Raw genomic sequence first — 17,009 nt, 5'->3', positions numbered from 1 at the left:
TCATTAACTTTGCGTATAATTTAAAAGCCCGGTTGTTGTACCGGGCTTTTTTCTTTCGACTATGCTTTGTAGCCTTGGGGGTTTGCAGATTGCCATTTCCAGACATCATTACACATGTCTGCCAGCCCTTTCTCGGCATGCCAGTTAAGCTCTTTTGCTGCCTTAGTGGGATCCGCATAGCAAGCAGCGACATCACCATCGCGCCGGGGCGCGATTTTATAATCGACAGATTGACCTGATGCTTTTTCAAATGCACTAATCATTTCCAGCACCGAATACCCCTGACCTGTACCAAGATTGTAAATATCCAGCCCCATATTGAGTTCAATGCGATCCAATGCTTTGAGGTGGCCATTGGCTAAATCTACTACATGAATATAGTCGCGGACGCCGGTGCCGTCTTTCGTGTCGTAATCATCACCAAAGACACTCAATTGCTCGAGTTTACCCGTTGCCACCTGCGAGATATAAGGCATCAGGTTGTTCGGAATGCCGTTAGGATCTTCACCTATCTGGCCGGATTCATGCGCGCCTACAGGGTTAAAGTAGCGTAGCAGGACGATATTCCAAGCGTCGTCTGACTGATATAAATCAGTAAGTACATGTTCTACCATTAATTTGGACATACCATAAGGGTTGGTAGGATGTCCGGTAGACATATCCTCTTTCAGAGGAAGGGCCGCAGGATCACCGTAGACCGTAGCTGAAGAGCTGAAGACCAGATTTTTAACGTTATGCTGGCGCATTGCTTTACACAGTGCCAGCGTGCCATACACGTTGTTTTCGTAATAATCTAACGGCTTTTGCACTGATTCGCCGACCGCCTTGAGTCCCGCAAAGTGAATAACAGCGTCAATATCATGCTGGCTGAACAGATCGTTTAGCAGGTCGCCCTCACGAATATCACCCTGAATAAAGGTAAGCGATTTTCCTGTCAGGCTCTCAACGCGCTTCAATGACTCTGCACTTGAATTGGCAAGATTATCCAGAACTACAACATTGAAACCGTTTTCCAGTAGTTGCAGCGACGTATGACTACCAATATAACCGGCGCCGCCGGTAACCAGAATGGTGTTCATCTTTACTCCTTAGGGGATGAAGTGTTATCAGGCAATTTAATGTATTTAGCGCTTAGTGAGTACTGAAGCGGTTTAACCACAATGGGATACAGTAAAAATACCAGAAAAGCCCACACTAATGATGTCCAGTCTGTGGCGGTGCGCAAAATAAGTACAAATACCGGCACAATGACTAAGAGCTTAAGGACATTCAGAAGCGTTTTCTCAGGTACGCTCATTCGCCTGCCGGCATCCTCAAGCAATGTCATACGCTGTTTAAGGCTCAATGCGCCTAATCCCGGAATATTTTTAGTGAAAAAATATAGCTTCATGGCTCACCTTTATAAGCAAAAAGCCGTCACAGGTGTGACGGCTTAAAATATTGATTAGCGTTAATCAGCAGAGCGAATCTGCTAAACATTAGCCTTGCTGTGATACAGGATGCGGTTCATCTTCATGCTTCTTATCTGCAAGCGCTTCCCAGTGACGGGTTTTAAGCGACAGAAGCAACACCACAATACCTATAGCGATACTGAACAGGCTGATTTGCATGAACAGATCTGGCATCGTATCGAGGCGATCAGGGTTAAAGTTACCAGCCAGCAACCCGGCAATCACATTCCCGATTGAATAAGTCAGTACGAAAACGCCCATCATCTGGCCGGCAAAACGTTTGGGAGACAGCTTACTTACCGCACTAAGCGCGACCGGACTAAGACAAAGTTCACCCACAGTGTGCAGGAAGTACGTCATGATCAACCAGTAGGGGGCGACTTTCAAACCGCTGGCAGCAAGCTGTGCAGCAAAAAACATCACAATAAAGCCGGTGGCCATGATAATCAGACCAACAGCACATTTTGCACCGTAGGATGGATCCAGCATTCGTTTACCCAGGTTCACCCAAAGTGCTGCGAAAAACGGCGACAGGATGATAATGAAAATAGAGTTTGCTGACTGGAACCAGGCCGGTGGAATAGAGAATGCGCCAATCATGCGATCAGTGTAGTCACGTCCGAAAAGATTAAGCGAAGAACCTGCCTGCTCAAAACCAGCCCAGAAACACGCAGATGCGACACAGATCAAAAAGAGTGCGCCCATGCGTTTTTTCTCCGGCTCGTTTAAGTTACCGAAAAAGAAGATGCCGCCGAAATAAATCAAAAAAATTACCGTAAAGGCGATAGCGACATATTTTGCCAACGCGACCGGATCAATGACCAGAACACCCATCGTGGTCGCTGCAGTCACGCCGATCAGAACCGCAAGAAATAAAACAATGCCAGTCCAGCCAGCTTTATGCACCTTTGGCGTCAGCTCTGTTGCCGGCTCTTCGCCGTTTCCTGCTAAACGGTTCTGCGTCACCTTATACTGAACAAGGCCGATGGCCATACCTACTGCTGCAGCACCGAAAGCCCAGTGATAGCCCATATTAGGTGCCAACCAGCCACATACGGCATAACCAATGAGTGAACCAATATTAATTCCCATGTAGTAAATGGTGAAACCACCATCCCTGCGGGCATCATTATCAGAATACAGGCCGCCCACCATTGCACTGATATTAGGTTTTAAAAGACCGGTACCCAGCACAACCAGAATCAACCCGATGAAAAAGGTACTATGACTTGGTATAGCCAGCACGATATGGCCGCACATAATGATGATGCCGCCATACCACACGGCTCGCTGGCTGCCAATCAGGCGGTCTGCAATCCAGCCGCCAGGCAAGCCCATGAAGTAAACTGCGCCGGTGTACAGTCCGTAAATAGCGGTGGCAGAGGCAACCGTAAATGCCAGCCCCTCTTCCTGTAGTGAAGCCGTCATGAAAAGAACCAGAAGCGCACGCATACCGTAGTAGCTCATGCGTTCCCACATTTCTGTAAAAAATAGCGTCTGCAGCCCCCCTGGATGGCCAAAGAAGCGCGTGTCGTTTGTTGATTTTGTTGTCACAATGAGATTCCGTATTATTGTATTTATAAGTTCGAAAACGAAACGTAAGCCGCTTTGCACGAATTACGTGACCTGAATGTTCTCAAAAGTACCGTCGTTATACTAAAGGCTGGACCGATACACAAGTTAAGACGGGGTGAAAAGCACCCTCACGCCGGCTCAATAGCGTGAGGATTCGTTGACATTAACCTGATTTGCGCTCAAAGCTCTCTAATGGTGGCTACAATAATTCTGCCGATTCCATAAACCATAAAAAGAATGACACCGAACAACGTCAGGTTGTACACAATCTTGGGATACTGGTTTGCATCGGGCTGCGTAGGATTCTCAATAGTTACGAGATGCTGAATTTTCTCGTATGCTTTCACCCGCGTACTTTCCAGCGTCATCAGTGAGGAGGAGTAAGCCTGAATCGCCAGTTGAAGCTGAATTTGCAAATTACTGTACTGTGCCATTAGCTCAGTCATGGAAATGTCGCTGTTTTCATCAACCGCAGCCTTATTTAAGTCGCTTTTTTGCTGACTAACAGCATCCTGAAGTGCAGAGATTTGTCGCTTCAGGTTTTTCATCTCCGGTGCCAGTTCGCTCATCATGCCTGACAGGGTTCGTAACTCAGCCTGTTTTTGGGCCAGGGTGGCTTCTAAAGAAAACGCGATTTGTTGTGAGGCTGCGCCTTCTGCAGTAGGATCCAGCACATTATATTGAGACTGAAATGCCAACAGTTCCTTTTTAGCGCTCTGTAGTTTTTCTTCAACCACATCGTGTTCATTTTTCGCAAATGTCAGCTTGGACTTGGCAAGGTCATTATTTATCTGGTTAATGAACGCTTCGGCATGTTCGATAATAGCGCGGTTAAGGGTGTGTGCGTATTCACGGTTGAATGCCTGCGTTTTAAGTGTAATCACTGCCGATTCCGAGTCGACAGTCACATCGATATGGTTAAGATAATACTGAAACATATCTTCTTTGGTACTGCCGAGCGCTAATTTACTAAAAAAATCCGCTTCGTCTGAGTTGTACTGCTCAATCAGATTATGGTGTTCGACAAGATAATCGAACATGTCTCTTGATAAAATAAATGACTCTACAAGAATGCTGTCAGTTGACAACGGGGCATCAGTTACCGTCGACATCAACATTGATGTCGGATCGAATGAGTTGCCACCATCCGATGTTTTAATAATCAACTGGCTCTGACTTTCATAGCGCGGTGCTGCCAGTAACACCAAATAAAGCGCGTATATTACCCAGGCTGCAAAAAATAGCTTAGCGACATTTTGGGTAATCACCTTAAGTTTTTTTTGTGTTTTCTTAAGCACGAATTAGTTACCTTTTTTCGGGGCGGGGTTGGTGTAAGCATCGATGCCTTCTTCAAGGTCGTCATAGTAGCTGAGCTTGCCTTCATCAATAAGCACCGCTGAATTACAGTACTCCCTGATCTGGTCCAGCTCATGACTTACCATGATGACGCCACTTGTCTGGCTTTTTTCTTTCAGCGTTGCTTTAGCTTTTTTTCTGAAAAGTGGGTCGCCAACCGATGTCGCTTCATCGATAAGATATACATCGAAATCAATATTCATGCAGCAGGCAAAAACCAGTTTTGCGCGCATTCCGGAGGAATAAGTCTTTACAGGCAAATCAAATTTTTTACCCAATTCGGCAAATTCCTGCACATACTCTTCATATTTCCCTAATGAACGTACATTGTTGATTCTGCCGATAAAACGGGTATTTTCCCTGCCGGTCATTTGCGGATGGATGCCCGTCTGCAGAGCAACAGGCCACGACATGGAGCGGTTAGTGATTATGCGCCCCCGATCGGGATACTCACTTTTCGCCAGTAAGCGAAATAAGGTTGATTTACCCGCCCCATTTTTACCCAGGATCGCAACATTCTTCTCGGTGGGGAACGAAAAGTTGAGATTCCTGAATATGTATTGAGGACCCAGGCGACTTGGGTAACTTTTGGTAAGCTTCTCAATTTTAATCATCGGGCCAGCACCTTCTTCCATGTCAGGTGATAAAGGGCCAGGCCAAAAAACAATAAGATGAGCGTAATGGATGTTACGAAGCCGATACTGACGCCGGCATGGCCGTAAGACGTAAACGCCGAATAGCGCGTCAACTCAATAAAGTGAACCATCGGATTCCAGGTCAGATAGGGCCAGTATTTCTCTGGTACGTCCTGCAAGCTGAAAAACACGCAGGAGATAAAGAACATTGGTCGCTGAACAAACATCTTAATCTTATCTATTTCAGGCAGATAAGTGGCGGCGATGCCAAATATCAGTGCAATTGCGCCACTGAATGCCCAAAGCAGCGCAAACAGGTAGATACATAAAAGCGGATTATCCACTCTGATATCAATACCAATCAGGTAAAGCGTCAACATCAATAATACCAGCGCACCGACTTTAATTAGAAATTCAGTTACCAGGGCAGTGATAACCGCAGATATAGGTTGCACCTGCCTGAAAGCAAACAGTGGCTTATTCTTTTTTATCGCGCCTGCCACAGGCCCCAGTGATGTGAGAAATGACTGGATGTACAACATACCTATCAGCATGAAAAACAGGATAGGCATCGAATGAACCGTTGAGCCGGATATCAGACTGCGTGCGTAGGACAAAGCAAAAATAAACAAGAAAGGCTGAAAAAATGCCCAGCCTAACCCGAGCTTATCGTTAAACTTACTTTGCAGTTCGCGCAGAAATAGCGCAAAGATAACGCGTCGCCACGCTAGCAGCTGTTCTTTGAAGGTGATCATTTTAGTCGAGTGCTACATTCGCTGCTACAGCAATCTGATAAATGATCTGCGTAATGTCTTTCACTGCCTGCAAAGACTTCACATCAATTGAAGGTAATACAATAACCTGATCGCCAGGTCTCAAATTGATTTCCCCTTCATCTTCATCAAAGACAGCACCATTGATCTGATCAAACTCTACCAGACCATTTTTGCGAATCACCAGGATGCGTTCATCATCGGCACGTTGCGTGAAGCCGCCTGACCAGGCAATGTAATCTGCGGCCGTAGCCTCAGGGTTGTAAACAACAGCCTGTGGCATCATGACTTCACCGCCTACCTGAATAAGATCTGTGACGGCTGGAATAACCACCGTATCATTCGGCTCAAGCAGTACGTTTGCCGTTTGATCGCCTTCTGATACAACAACCTTTCCTAATGGCTCCACTTCGCGGGCCCGGGCAATAAAATCAGAGACAAGTTGCGCTTCCTGAACCCGGATGCCACCTTCACCTGTAGAGCTGATAGGAGCCGTATAGATACTCCTTTCAAGCTGTTTCAAGGAGCGATCCAGAATTTCCTTCTGCTGCTGAGCGACGCTCTCTCTTAGCAGAAAAATATTGTCTACATCCGAGAGCTTCTGATTTACCTGTATATACGTCAATACTTCCTGTAAACGCGTGCCTTTATCCACCATTACCTGAGAGGGGCCGGTATGACTGCCCTGGATATTAATTCGATAAACTTTTTGTTCATGGTCATCGATATATTCCACAGTGTCGCCCGCTCTTAGCGGGAAATCTGAGAATGCATCCAGCGACAGATAGCGAGAGAACTGATTACCTTTACGTACTCCGGCTATAGAAACCTGATTGACAAAATCTCTGGGGGTTGCGTATTCAGTAAGGTTATTACCATCAAGCTCATTATCGGTAAATTCAAACGTGAAGCTGTTGCGCGCGCCCGTTTCAACCACGATTGTCGCGCCAACAGGACGTACCATAATGACATCACCGTCCTTGAACGAAATATCTGGCAGCGTTCCGTTTTTTATAAAGTCGTAAAGATCTGCTGTGGCAATGATTTCGCCTTGTCTTTTGATGTCAATTTTGCGAAAGCTACCACGCTGAAAATCGATACCGCCCGCTCTTTTCAGAAAGTACAGAACACTATCAGAGGCTTGACCAGCATACTGGCCAGGACGTAATACCGGACCCGTGATAAATACCGACACAGGCGTTGAGGTAAGTAAGTTTACATAGACACTCACGTCATTTGTATAAACCTGTTTGATTCGGCTGGTTACCCGACTGTTGACCGAGCCTGCAGGCGTATTTGCCACATGGATAGGCCCAATATTGGGAATAAAAATGTTGCCCTGATTATCAACAGTGACGACATCGGCAAAATTCACCGCTCCCCACATCCAGATAGAGATTTTATCACCCTGGGCAATCAGGTAATTATCATTTAGCCCGTCGGCCCGCTCTGACTCAAAACCACCAATAAACAAATTTGCAGCATAAGGCGGGTTTTCCATTGGCAGTTGTTCAGGAAACACAGAATCAATGGTCGGCTCGCCGGGCAGGGGCTGACCCTGTCTGGATTCATTATAATACTGCCCGTTTTGCGGCAAACCACCATTCATGCTTGTAATGGTGCGAGGCCCGGAAAGCGCCATAGGAGCAACATTCACAGGCGCTGTCTGTTGCCCCTGAGATTGACCGGGAGCAGAATTTTGACCAGATTGCTGCGCCTGCTGACGCAGTTGCTGTAAATCAGCCAGAGACTGGGCATTCACAGAGGTAGATAACAACAGCCACAGCGTAGTGGTTAAGAGAAAAAATGGTTTCATAGAATTACGGTTCTCTACTTTATCTGGATGCTGACTTACCGGTTATTGTGTTTGCAAGCACTGAGGGATAGAACATCCAGCTGGAGTCGCTTTTACATAATCTGGCTTCGTTTGCAGGAGGCTGATTGCTGACTGCTACATAATGCAACGCAAAGCAATGCTGGCGCGACGCTGAGAAGTACTGTCTGCCTATTTGCCATGAAGCATCGCCGACCGCAATGGTTTCTCCGGTCGAAAGTGTCTTCATCGGCGCGAAACTCACGACCTGCCCATGGTTTTTAAGCGCATAATTAGGATGAACAAGCGGTACATCAGCAACTACAGGACCGGGCGCGGAAGCACACCCGAAAAGCAGTAAACATCCTGTAAATATCAATGCTGAGTAGCAATTTTTCTTTGCAATCATGAAAGTTAATGCAAGCCCTGTTATAAATTGGGCGATAGAATAGCATATAAATTGTAAATTTCACCCTAGTCGAATGAATTCGAACGCTCTGAAAGGGCGGATTTTAAACGATGCGCGGCCTGATTTTTACTTTCGGTAATAATAAAAAAGGTGGTCAGATTAAAGAATGTTTATTATTATTGGCCTACCAAAGCCGCTTCTTCACTTCTGTGCGCTGACAATAATTGAGCTTTGGAGAAAAACGACAATGGCTTTTAAAGGATTTTTACACGCTAAATCAATATCTTGAAGCAGTAGCGTTGTGGTTTTTCTGGCACCTGAATGACAATGGATTTTTCTTAGCATGTTCGATTACCTTCAAATAGTTCCATTATTCACCGCATTCTTTGTGGCGTTGATTCTATTGGTAGTCATGACGCCGCTGGCCCATCAGTTCGGGCTCGTTGATCAACCAAATATACGCAAACGCCATCACGGTATGGTGCCACTGACCGGTGGTGTCGCTATTTTTATGGCGGTTGTGGTTGCCAGTATTGTTACTGATGTCTGGATGAAAAATAATCCTTTATTCTTTACTGCATCAGCCTTCATTGTACTGCTTGGCATGCTTGATGATCGTTTTGAGTTAAGCGCAAAAGGCCGCTTGATGTGTCAATTTGGCGTTGCTGCCATTATGGCCTGGAGTGCGCAGAATTATATTACGTCGCTGGGAAACCTGTTTGCCATAGGTGATATCGATCTTGGCCTTGCCGGATATTTCTTTACTATTGTTTGTGTTGTAGGTGTTATCAATGCATTTAATATGATCGATGGTATTGATGGTCTGGCCGGCGGCATGAGTCTGGTTGTACTGCTGGCGGTTGTGTGTCTCCTGTTACTGGCGGGTAATGGTGGGGCGATTATGGAGCCACTGATTATTATCGCTGCGATTGTGCCTTTTCTTGCCTTTAACCTGAGCTGGAAAGGGTTTCGTGGAAACAAAATATTTATGGGTGATGCCGGCAGTATGTTTGTAGGCTTAACCATCGTCTGGCTGCTGGTTGATCATGCGCAGGGCACAGAGGCGGCATTTCGGCCAATCACCGCTGTATGGCTAATCGGCCTGCCACTTATGGATATGGCCGCTATCATGTATCGTCGGGCTCGCAAGGGGCAATCTGTACTGCGCCCTGATCGTAAACATCTTCATAATATTTTCATGCGGGCCGGACTTTCGTCTAATCAAGCCCTTATAGCAATCCTGTTCATGGGGAGTATTTATTGCCTGATAGGTGTTGTAGGTGAGATTTTTGCCGTGCCGGAGTGGGCGATGTTTTTCGGGTTTATCGCACTACTCATGGTATACAGCTATATCATTCAGAATATCTGGCGCATGATTAGAAAGTTCAAAAAGTTAGCGTAAGACCTCCCGTTTCCATCTGCTCGTTCTCTCGTGTATTATTGCAGCCCTTTGTCAGCCAGTAACGTTATTTTGTGCCCGATTCAGTAAACAGAACCTTAAAGTTTGTCAGTGGTGAGCCATCTGCGTATGTCTCGCCTTTGCTTGTTGCTATGTCTACGTATAAAGCAGACAAACCTGAATGGGTGCGCCATGCAATAGAAAGCGTTTGTGGACAAACCTACAAAGATTTTATCTTCCTGATAATTGTCGATGGCAGTGTGCCTGCGGCGACAACAGCGATGCTGTTAGATTGTGCAAAACGTGATTCACGTTTGATCATTGCACAAAATAGTCAGAATATAGGATTGGCAGCGAGCATGAACCTCGCCATTGACTGGGCCGTTACGCAGCCGGCAATTAAATATTTCTTTCGCATGGACGCAGATGACGCATGTATGCCAGAGCGTCTGGAAAAACAGGTTGATTTTTTAGACAAGCATCAGGATGTGCACGTGCTCGGGACAGGGCTAACAGAAGTCAACGAGTCTGACACTCCTGTCGGCGCGAGGGTTATGCCTGCCTCACACGATATCATTGTTCGCATGCTGCCGCGCCGCTGCACTTTGAACCATCCCACTGTTGCAATTAGAATGAACGTCTTCCATGATGGCTTTCGATACGATGCAAGACGTCTAAACACACAGGATTATTTCCTTTGGATCGATCTTGCCGCGCAGGGCTATCAGTTCCGTAACCTTCGGGAAAAATTGCTCAGGTTTCGTCGTGTAAACGATTTTTACAAACGCCGGGGCTTAACCAAGTCTTTAAACGAGTTCAAGGCTCGTTTTGTTGCCATGCGCAAACTTCACCGATACTCTGTGCTTAACACCTTTTATGCGCTGGCAGTTTTGGGCTTGCGCCTGATGCCCTCGCGCATAGTAAAGTGGGCTTATAAATTTGACCGAATCTTATTGGAAAAGATTATAAAACATTGAACACTGCCGCAGTCATTATTCTCTACCATCCTGATGTAAAACACCTTGATTCAATGCTCAAGGCACTTCGTCAGGTTAACTGGCCTGTTTTGCTGATTGATAACTCGCCCGAACCACTCAGTGTTTTAGCTGATGAAGTCAGCCATTACATTCATAATCCAGACAATGCCGGCATTGCAGAGGCCCAAAACCAAGGTATCGATAAAGCCATCGCAGATGGCGCTGAGGCGGTCTTGTTACTGGATCAGGATAGTCAGTTATCTGCTGGGTTTCTGCATCAACTGTTTGACGCCTACAACACTGCTACCAAGCAGTTTGATAACGTGGCCTGTATTGGCCCACAGGTTCTGTGTGAGTTTGACAACAAACAGGTAAAAGCCAGAGCGAGTAAAGAGAAGCATCTTACACATAATCATATTCTCACGCGTCAAATCATTGCCTCAGGCATGATGATAAACACCCTGGCTTATAAAAAAATCGGTAAGAAAGAGAGTGCCTTATTTATCGATGGCGTTGACCATGAATGGTGTTGGAGGGCAAAACGACATGGCTACCTTGTTTTAAAAGCTGCTCAGGTTGTCATGCCCCACCGTCAGGGAGATGCAAGACATCGCTTATTTGGCATGAACTTTAAGCGTGGCGCACCAGTAAGACTTTATTACCAGGTACGAAATGTGCTTATCCTTTCACGAAGAGGCTATGTGCCTGTGTATTGGAAGTGTCGTCACCTGACTGCCTTGCCGCTTCGTTTTCTGGTTAACCGGTGGTATTTCCCGCAAGGGAAACTGCGCGGCGGTTATATGTGGCAGGGGCTGAAGGATGGCCTGACAGGGCGAACTGGTAAAATTCAGAAATAAATTACTATGCGAAAGGTTACTTCTACGATTTTATCTCTGTCTCGATAAAGTGACAGTCTTAGCGTTGAGGTCCGAAGCATTTAAAGTAAGAATGGTGAAGGAAAGGTTGTGAAAGTCACAGTATTTGGAATTGGATATGTTGGGTTGGTGCAGGCGGCTGTGCTGGCCGAAGTCGGACACGATGTGGTTTGTGTTGATGTGGATCAGCGCAAAGTCGACAACCTCGAGAAAGGCGAAATCCCTATTTATGAGCCAGGCCTGACCCCATTGGTAAAAAGTAATTTTGATGCGGGGCATCTGAAATTTACGACAGATGCAAAAGCAGGCGTGGAGCATGGTGAGCTTATCTTCATTGCGGTAGGAACCCCCCCGGATGAAGATGGTTCGGCCGATCTGAAGTATGTGTTGGCCGTTGCAGAGACGGTTGCGACGCACATGGGTAATCATAAGATTATCATTAATAAGTCGACCGTGCCGGTGGGTACAGCAGACAGAGTGCGCGCCAAGGTAAATGAGACGCTTGAAGCGCTCAACAAAACCTGTGGTTTTGATGTGGTTTCTAACCCTGAATTCTTAAAAGAAGGCGCTGCGGTTAGCGATTGCATGCGTCCTGATCGGATCATTTTGGGTACAGACAGTGAACATGCGGAGAAGAAACTGCGTGAATTGTACTCGCCGTTTAATCGTAATCATGACAAAGTTATTACGATGGACATCAGAAGTGCTGAGCTGACGAAGTACGCGGCGAACTGTATGCTCGCCACAAAAATCAGCTTTATGAACGAAATCGCCAACTTAGCTGAATTATTTGGCGCTGATATTGAGCATGTCCGTCATGGGATCGGTTCTGATCCCAGAATTGGTTATCAGTTTATCTACCCGGGTTGTGGATATGGCGGGTCCTGTTTCCCTAAAGATGTACAGGCTCTGGTTCGCAGTGCCAACGCTGTGGGATATACAGCGCGCATTTTAGAATCAGTTGAAGCGGTCAACTACGATCAGAAAGAAAAGCTGTTTGAATATATTATGCGTCATCATAATAATGACGTGAAAGGAAAAACCGTCGCGCTGTGGGGCTTATCCTTTAAGCCTAATACAGATGATATGCGTGAAGCGTCCAGTCGTGTATTAATGGAACGCTTGTGGGAGGCTGGCGCAGTTGTGCAGGCATATGATCCTGAGGCTATGGAAGAAACACAGCGTCTTTATGGTGACCGCGACGATTTACGTTTAATGGGAACCAAAGAGGCGACGTTAAATGGTGCTGACTTTATGGTCATTTGTACAGAGTGGCAAATGTTCCGGGCACCCGATTTTGAACTAATAAAGTCAAAACTCTCCGATGCGGTTATTTTTGACGGACGTAATCTTTTCGAACCGAAGCGCATGACTGAGTATGGTATTAAATATTATGCTATCGGTCGCGGATTATCAGTAAAAGGAACGCAATAGACATGAGTCAGGTACAAAAAGCAGTTATTCCGGTTGCAGGACTGGGAACACGTATGTTGCCAGCAACCAAAGCCATCCCGAAAGAGATGTTGCCGGTAGTCGACAAGCCACTTATCCAATACGTTGTAAATGAGTGCGTCAAAGCGGGTATCAAAGAAATTATTCTGGTGACTCATGCCAGTAAAAATAGTATCGAAAACCATTTTGATACGTCATTTGAGCTTGAAGCCACGTTGGAAAAACGGGTAAAGCGACAGTTACTTGAAGAAGTGCAATCGATTTGTCCCAAAGACGTAACCATTATGCATGTTCGTCAGGGGCATGCAGCAGGTCTTGGGCACGCAATTTTATGCGCCCGTCCGCTGGTAGGCGATTCTCCCTTCGCTGTCGTGCTGCCGGATGTCATCATTGATGATGTAGCCAGCGATTCCAGTAAAGATAACCTTGCGGATATGGTAGCTAAGTTCAACACCAGCCGGGTTAGCCAGGTAATGGTGGAGCAGGTTCCGAAGGAAGAAATTACCAAATTTGGTATTGTTGATTTGGACGGTATTGAAATTTCTCCGGGCGACTCCGCAAAAATCCATAAAATGGTGGAAAAACCCTCTTTGGAGGAAGCGCCGTCTGACCTGGCAATTGTTGGACGTTATGTGCTTTCAGAGAAAGTCTGGGACTTGCTTGAGTACACACCACCGGGTGCGGGCGGTGAGGTTCAGCTGACTGATGCTATCGATTCATTGATGCGCATAGAGCAAGTTGATGCGTATTATATGAAAGGCATGAGCCATGATTGTGGTAGCAAACTAGGCTATATGAAAGCCAATGTAGAGTATGCACTGCGCCATCCCGATCTTGCGGATGAGTTCAAAGAATATTTGTCATCTCTGAAATTTTAAAAAAAGCTCCCGTCAGGGAGCTTTTTTTTCATCCAAATTCATTGACTGACCTGTAATTTATTTTGAATTTTGGCTAGTAACTTGGGGCCAATACCCTTTACTTCAGTAAGCTGTTCAACTTCTAAGAATCGACCTTTTTCCTCACGGTACTGGATAATCGATTCTGCTTTTTTTATCCCTATTCCGGGCAAGGTAGCAAGTTCTTCTGCGGTTACCAGATTCAAGTCCAGACGTTCACCGGCATAGTCGGACTGTGTTGATGTTGCAGCATCAGCGTATGCCATGGTCACTGGTAATCCTGCAAGGGATGCTATAAAGAGAAGTGGAGCAAAATACTTGAGGGTGGCTGATTTGGTAAAGATATTCACGGTTTATTCCTTGTCTGTAATAGCCGAAATTGGCAGATAAAGAATAAATTGAATATCAGTGAAAATCGTCAGACTGATAGCCAGTTTACGTACAGGTAAAAAAAAGACGCCGGTCAGGCGTCTTTTTCATCAGCATATCTTTATTGTATGAGCGCTCAGATACTTAGTTTAAGCGGTCCAGAACAGCCTGAGTAAACTCAGTTGTTCCATCCTGACCACCCAGGTCACGGGTAGTGCGATCGCCAGACTCAATAACATCTTTTAGCGCTGAGCGAACTTTTTCAGCTTTGTCACCCATATTCAGGTATTCAAGCATTTGAACAGCAGCCAGGATGACAGAGGTCGGATTGGCCAGGTTTTTACCGGCGATATCCGGTGCAGAGCCGTGGACTGCTTCAAAAATCGCGCAATCTTCACCGATATTAGCACCAGGGGCCATGCCCAAACCGCCAACCAAACCGGCACAAAGATCAGAAATGATATCACCGAACAGGTTTGTGGTAACAATCACATCAAACTGATGCGGGTTCATCACCAGTTGCATGCATGTGTTATCGACGATCATTTCGCTGCTTTCAATGTCAGGATAACGCTCGCCAACTTCACGTGCTACTTTTAAAAACAGACCTGAAGTCGATTTCAGGATGTTCGCCTTGTGAACAGCCGTGACTTTTTTACGACCTTCACGACGTGCCATCTCATAAGCAAAAGTAACAATCTTCTCCGCACCATCGCGCGTAATTTTACTCATTGCTTCTGCTTCGTTGCCATCTTCTGAAACGGTCTGTCCCAACCCAGAATACATACCCTGCGTGTTTTCACGTACAGTGATGATATCAATATCTTCGTAACGGGCTTTGGTGCCTTTGAATGACATAACCGGACGAAGGTTAGCGTAAAGTTTGAATTGCTTACGCAGGCTGACATTGATTGATGTAAAGCCTTCGCCAACAGGCGTAGTAAGCGGGCCTTTCAGCGCAATTTTATTTTTTGCAATCAGGTCCAGAGTTTCCTGTGGTAAAAGTTCGCCATGCTTTTCTAATGCGACCAGGCCGGCATCGGCGTAGTCATAGGCAAAATCACAGCCTACTTTGTCCAGAATTTTGGTGGTGGCATCAATGATATCAGGGCCGATACCGTCGCCGCGAATGACCGTAATGCGTTGCTGAGTCATGTGGGGGGATCCTCTGGTAAATTGTCGTTTCTGTTTTAAAAAGGTTTCAGCTAATGGCTATATTCAACCATTATGATGGCGAATCACTAAGCGATGTGAGTACGTGCTACAGACGTGTTACGCCAAGGAACTAAATCGCGCGTATTTTATAGCAACATGGCTTCTGGCACTAGTGATGATTGTCCTAATCTAACAACCAATATCCTGACAGGTCTATCTCGTGACAGTTGAGTATAGCAAATGGGATAGCTTTTCCTGATATTCTGTTTTTTGTTCAGAATTAATAGACAGAAGGTGGAAGCATTGACGTTCTGCTTCCTGACTGGATTCATCAGGTAAGTGCGGGCAGAATAGCCACTGCCTGGTCCAGATAAGGCTCAGCATGATGACAGCAATATCTGGTTGTTGACTTGCTTTGCTTTGTGTTGGAAAACGGCCCAGTTGTAAAATGAGGGCGCGATGCGAAGTTGGTAGATGCCAGTTAGACGCCAGCTCGGCAGCAAAATCCAAAAACGGATGGGCGGTTTTAAGTCCGACTAAGTCATTCACATTATGCAGATTATGGTTGTTGTGAACAAAGCGGGGTAACACCTTAAGCGCAGGCAAACTAAACAGTGGGGCGAGGACAAAGCTACTGATCAAGCCCGCCGCCTGGGGAGTCAGCGATATGTTGGTTTCTGCTGCCAGCAGCGATGACAAATTTGCGCTGACATCCAAGATATTCTGACACATCTGACTAAGCGGAAAGTAATTTTGTGTCAGACGCTGAACCAGCGCCTCCCGAATCAGCATGTCGCCAACCCGCTCCAGCCCGAATGTCAGAATCGCCTGTTTTACATCATGTACAGGCAACTGAAGCCGGTTGTCATTGCTGGCTGCGGCTTTAAGCGCACTGGCAAAGGCTGCTTCGCTTTCTATTCGTTGGCTCAACACGTCCACCTCAAGGTCCGGACGTTGGAGTAAATCGATAATAGCCAATAATGATGAAGGGGGATGATTAAGCGGATAAACACGCCCACCAGGTTGATACGCAACAAGCGACTCTGTCTCCATTTCAAAGCGCTGCATCAATTCATGCCACTGATCAAAGCCCAGATATCGGATAGCAGGATGGGTAACCTGTTCACGGATAACAAATTTCCGCTCACCCTGCTTTTGTTTCACCATGCCGCACTGTTGATTGGTTTTGGCCAGCAAAATCAGGCTTTCAGGACTAATTGCTACCTGGGCGCCAGGCCAAATATCACCCGGAAACCCCACCCAGCTTCGCATAATATGTTCATGCTGCAAGGGGGAGTGAAGCGCAAGCTGTCGCAATACGGGGAAAAAACTATCAGTAAACCGGGTAGAGATAAACGCACTGACCAGTGTCCACCACTGTGTTTCTCGCAGTGCTGCGCTTTTCAGGTATTTGATAAAATTAGCACGACCTAATACCGGGTAAGTGGCAAAGATATCCTGCCAGATTTTTAAGTGCCGTTTCGCTAATTGCTTTTTCAGCCCCTGTACAAGCGTCTTTTCAAAGTGAAGTGTTTGGGTATCTTTATGATAACTGCCTGTACAAAAAAGCATGTAATGTGCTGCTACTAGGTGTTGCAGGTAGTGATCATTAAGTTTGCTACGCTGACCAAGCACGGTGGTGATTAATGCTGTGCGCAAAGGCAGTGGCGAGGACAACCCCGACTCCTGGCGTAGCGAATTGACGGCAACCAGTGCAGCCTGTGGGTGGTGTCGGCTGAAATGGATAAGCCGTTTAGCGATATTTAAAGCGGCGTTTACGCCATCATGACTTTTAGCCTGCCTGACAATCGCCTTGCTGGCAATTTGGCTTTGCTGAATAAGTTGATGGTATTCGACTTTAGCCAAATCCGTCC

General features: G+C 46.2%; 16 protein-coding genes. 5 read left to right on the top strand and 11 right to left on the bottom strand.

The genetic code is table 11. From position 1 onward, the window contains the following. Positions 1–59: 59 nt before the first annotated feature. The 8 genes from galE to HHX48_RS06735 form a co-directional block, all read right to left on the bottom strand. Positions 60–1,079, bottom strand: a complete 1,020-nt coding sequence (gene galE, locus HHX48_RS06770; protein WP_191023457.1) for a UDP-glucose 4-epimerase GalE — start codon at positions 1,077–1,079, stop codon at positions 60–62. Positions 1,080–1,081: 2 nt separating this feature from the next. Beyond that, on the bottom strand, positions 1,082–1,390 hold the full coding sequence (locus tag HHX48_RS06765) for a DUF6170 family protein (protein ID WP_191023455.1): 309 nt from the start codon (positions 1,388–1,390) through the stop codon (positions 1,082–1,084). 88 nt (positions 1,391–1,478) lie between these two features. Next, positions 1,479–3,005: a peptide MFS transporter gene (locus tag HHX48_RS06760; protein ID WP_191023453.1), complete on the bottom strand. Its 1,527-nt coding sequence runs from the start codon at positions 3,003–3,005 to the stop codon at positions 1,479–1,481. 200 nt (positions 3,006–3,205) lie between these two features. Next, complete coding sequence (locus tag HHX48_RS06755; RefSeq protein ID WP_191023451.1) at positions 3,206–4,324, bottom strand: capsule biosynthesis protein; 1,119 nt, start codon at positions 4,322–4,324, stop codon at positions 3,206–3,208. 3 nt (positions 4,325–4,327) lie between these two features. Then, a complete protein-coding gene (locus HHX48_RS06750) occupies positions 4,328–4,996 on the bottom strand; it encodes an ABC transporter ATP-binding protein (RefSeq protein ID WP_191023450.1) in 669 nt (222 codons plus the stop codon). Continuing rightward, positions 4,993–5,772: an ABC transporter permease gene (locus HHX48_RS06745; RefSeq protein ID WP_191023448.1), complete on the bottom strand. Its 780-nt coding sequence runs from the start codon at positions 5,770–5,772 to the stop codon at positions 4,993–4,995. The genes HHX48_RS06750 and HHX48_RS06745 overlap by 4 nt, the downstream gene beginning before the upstream one ends. A 1-nt stretch (position 5,773) precedes the next feature. Further along, the gene (locus tag HHX48_RS06740; RefSeq protein ID WP_191023446.1) at positions 5,774–7,606 is read right to left on the bottom strand and encodes a polysaccharide biosynthesis/export family protein; all 1,833 of its coding nucleotides are present in this window, start codon (positions 7,604–7,606) and stop codon (positions 5,774–5,776) included. Positions 7,607–7,625: 19 nt separating this feature from the next. Continuing rightward, positions 7,626–8,012: a hypothetical protein gene (locus HHX48_RS06735; RefSeq protein ID WP_191023444.1), complete on the bottom strand. Its 387-nt coding sequence runs from the start codon at positions 8,010–8,012 to the stop codon at positions 7,626–7,628. A gap of 343 nt (positions 8,013–8,355) precedes the next feature. On the opposite strand from HHX48_RS06735, the gene wecA reads away from it, so the two are divergent. The 5 genes from wecA to galU all read left to right on the top strand — a co-directional run bounded on the left by wecA (position 8,356) and on the right by galU (position 13,593). Then, positions 8,356–9,414, top strand: coding sequence for a UDP-N-acetylglucosamine--undecaprenyl-phosphate N-acetylglucosaminephosphotransferase (gene wecA / locus HHX48_RS06730; protein WP_191023442.1), 1,059 nt, complete (start codon positions 8,356–8,358; stop codon positions 9,412–9,414). A 149-nt stretch (positions 9,415–9,563) separates the two neighbouring features. Continuing rightward, positions 9,564–10,388 (top strand): glycosyltransferase, encoded by an 825-nt coding sequence (locus tag HHX48_RS06725; protein WP_191023701.1) that lies wholly within the window; start codon positions 9,564–9,566, stop codon positions 10,386–10,388. Further along, a complete protein-coding gene (locus HHX48_RS06720) occupies positions 10,385–11,245 on the top strand; it encodes a glycosyltransferase family 2 protein (protein ID WP_191023440.1) in 861 nt (286 codons plus the stop codon). The genes HHX48_RS06725 and HHX48_RS06720 overlap by 4 nt, the downstream gene beginning before the upstream one ends. Before the next feature lie 108 nt (positions 11,246–11,353). Further along, entirely contained in the window at positions 11,354–12,697 is a 1,344-nt protein-coding gene (locus tag HHX48_RS06715) for a UDP-glucose dehydrogenase family protein (protein WP_191023438.1), read from the top strand. A 2-nt stretch (positions 12,698–12,699) separates the two neighbouring features. Next, complete coding sequence (galU, locus tag HHX48_RS06710) at positions 12,700–13,593, top strand: UTP--glucose-1-phosphate uridylyltransferase GalU (RefSeq protein WP_191023436.1); 894 nt, start codon at positions 12,700–12,702, stop codon at positions 13,591–13,593. Between the two features lie 38 nt (positions 13,594–13,631). Here galU and HHX48_RS06705 read toward each other — a convergent pair whose 3' ends face one another. From HHX48_RS06705 to HHX48_RS06695, 3 genes are all read right to left on the bottom strand, one after another. Then, positions 13,632–13,961, bottom strand: coding sequence for a ComEA family DNA-binding protein (locus HHX48_RS06705; RefSeq protein WP_317983484.1), 330 nt, complete (start codon positions 13,959–13,961; stop codon positions 13,632–13,634). A gap of 163 nt (positions 13,962–14,124) precedes the next feature. Beyond that, positions 14,125–15,135: an isocitrate dehydrogenase gene (locus tag HHX48_RS06700; protein WP_191023434.1), complete on the bottom strand. Its 1,011-nt coding sequence runs from the start codon at positions 15,133–15,135 to the stop codon at positions 14,125–14,127. A 213-nt stretch (positions 15,136–15,348) separates the two neighbouring features. Continuing rightward, on the bottom strand, positions 15,349–17,001 hold the full coding sequence (locus HHX48_RS06695; protein ID WP_191023432.1) for an HDOD domain-containing protein: 1,653 nt from the start codon (positions 16,999–17,001) through the stop codon (positions 15,349–15,351). Positions 17,002–17,009: the final 8 nt, after the last annotated feature.

Origin of the sequence: Salinimonas profundi (genome assembly GCF_014750655.1) — a bacterium.
Taxonomy (GTDB): domain Bacteria; phylum Pseudomonadota; class Gammaproteobacteria; order Enterobacterales; family Alteromonadaceae; genus Alteromonas; species Alteromonas profundi_A.
Note: the sequence above shows the minus strand (reverse complement) of the source record. Positions and strands in the feature narration are given on the sequence as shown.

What these genes read in the sequence shown, in the direction of transcription:
- galU (WP_191023436.1), top strand. Translation starts at nt 12,700, where the DNA reads ATGAGTCAGGTACAAAAAGCAGTTATTCCGGTTGCAGGACTGGGAACA.
- HHX48_RS06765 (WP_191023455.1), bottom strand. Translation starts at nt 1,390, where the DNA reads ATGAAGCTATATTTTTTCACTAAAAATATTCCGGGATTAGGCGCATTG.
- HHX48_RS06700 (WP_191023434.1), bottom strand. Translation starts at nt 15,135, where the DNA reads ATGACTCAGCAACGCATTACGGTCATTCGCGGCGACGGTATCGGCCCT.
- HHX48_RS06750 (WP_191023450.1), bottom strand. Translation starts at nt 4,996, where the DNA reads ATGATTAAAATTGAGAAGCTTACCAAAAGTTACCCAAGTCGCCTGGGT.
- HHX48_RS06745 (WP_191023448.1), bottom strand. Translation starts at nt 5,772, where the DNA reads ATGATCACCTTCAAAGAACAGCTGCTAGCGTGGCGACGCGTTATCTTT.
- HHX48_RS06740 (WP_191023446.1), bottom strand. Translation starts at nt 7,606, where the DNA reads ATGAAACCATTTTTTCTCTTAACCACTACGCTGTGGCTGTTGTTATCT.
- HHX48_RS06735 (WP_191023444.1), bottom strand. Translation starts at nt 8,012, where the DNA reads ATGATTGCAAAGAAAAATTGCTACTCAGCATTGATATTTACAGGATGT.
- wecA (WP_191023442.1), top strand. Translation starts at nt 8,356, where the DNA reads ATGTTCGATTACCTTCAAATAGTTCCATTATTCACCGCATTCTTTGTG.
- galE (WP_191023457.1), bottom strand. Translation starts at nt 1,079, where the DNA reads ATGAACACCATTCTGGTTACCGGCGGCGCCGGTTATATTGGTAGTCAT.
- HHX48_RS06725 (WP_191023701.1), top strand. Translation starts at nt 9,564, where the DNA reads ATGTCTACGTATAAAGCAGACAAACCTGAATGGGTGCGCCATGCAATA.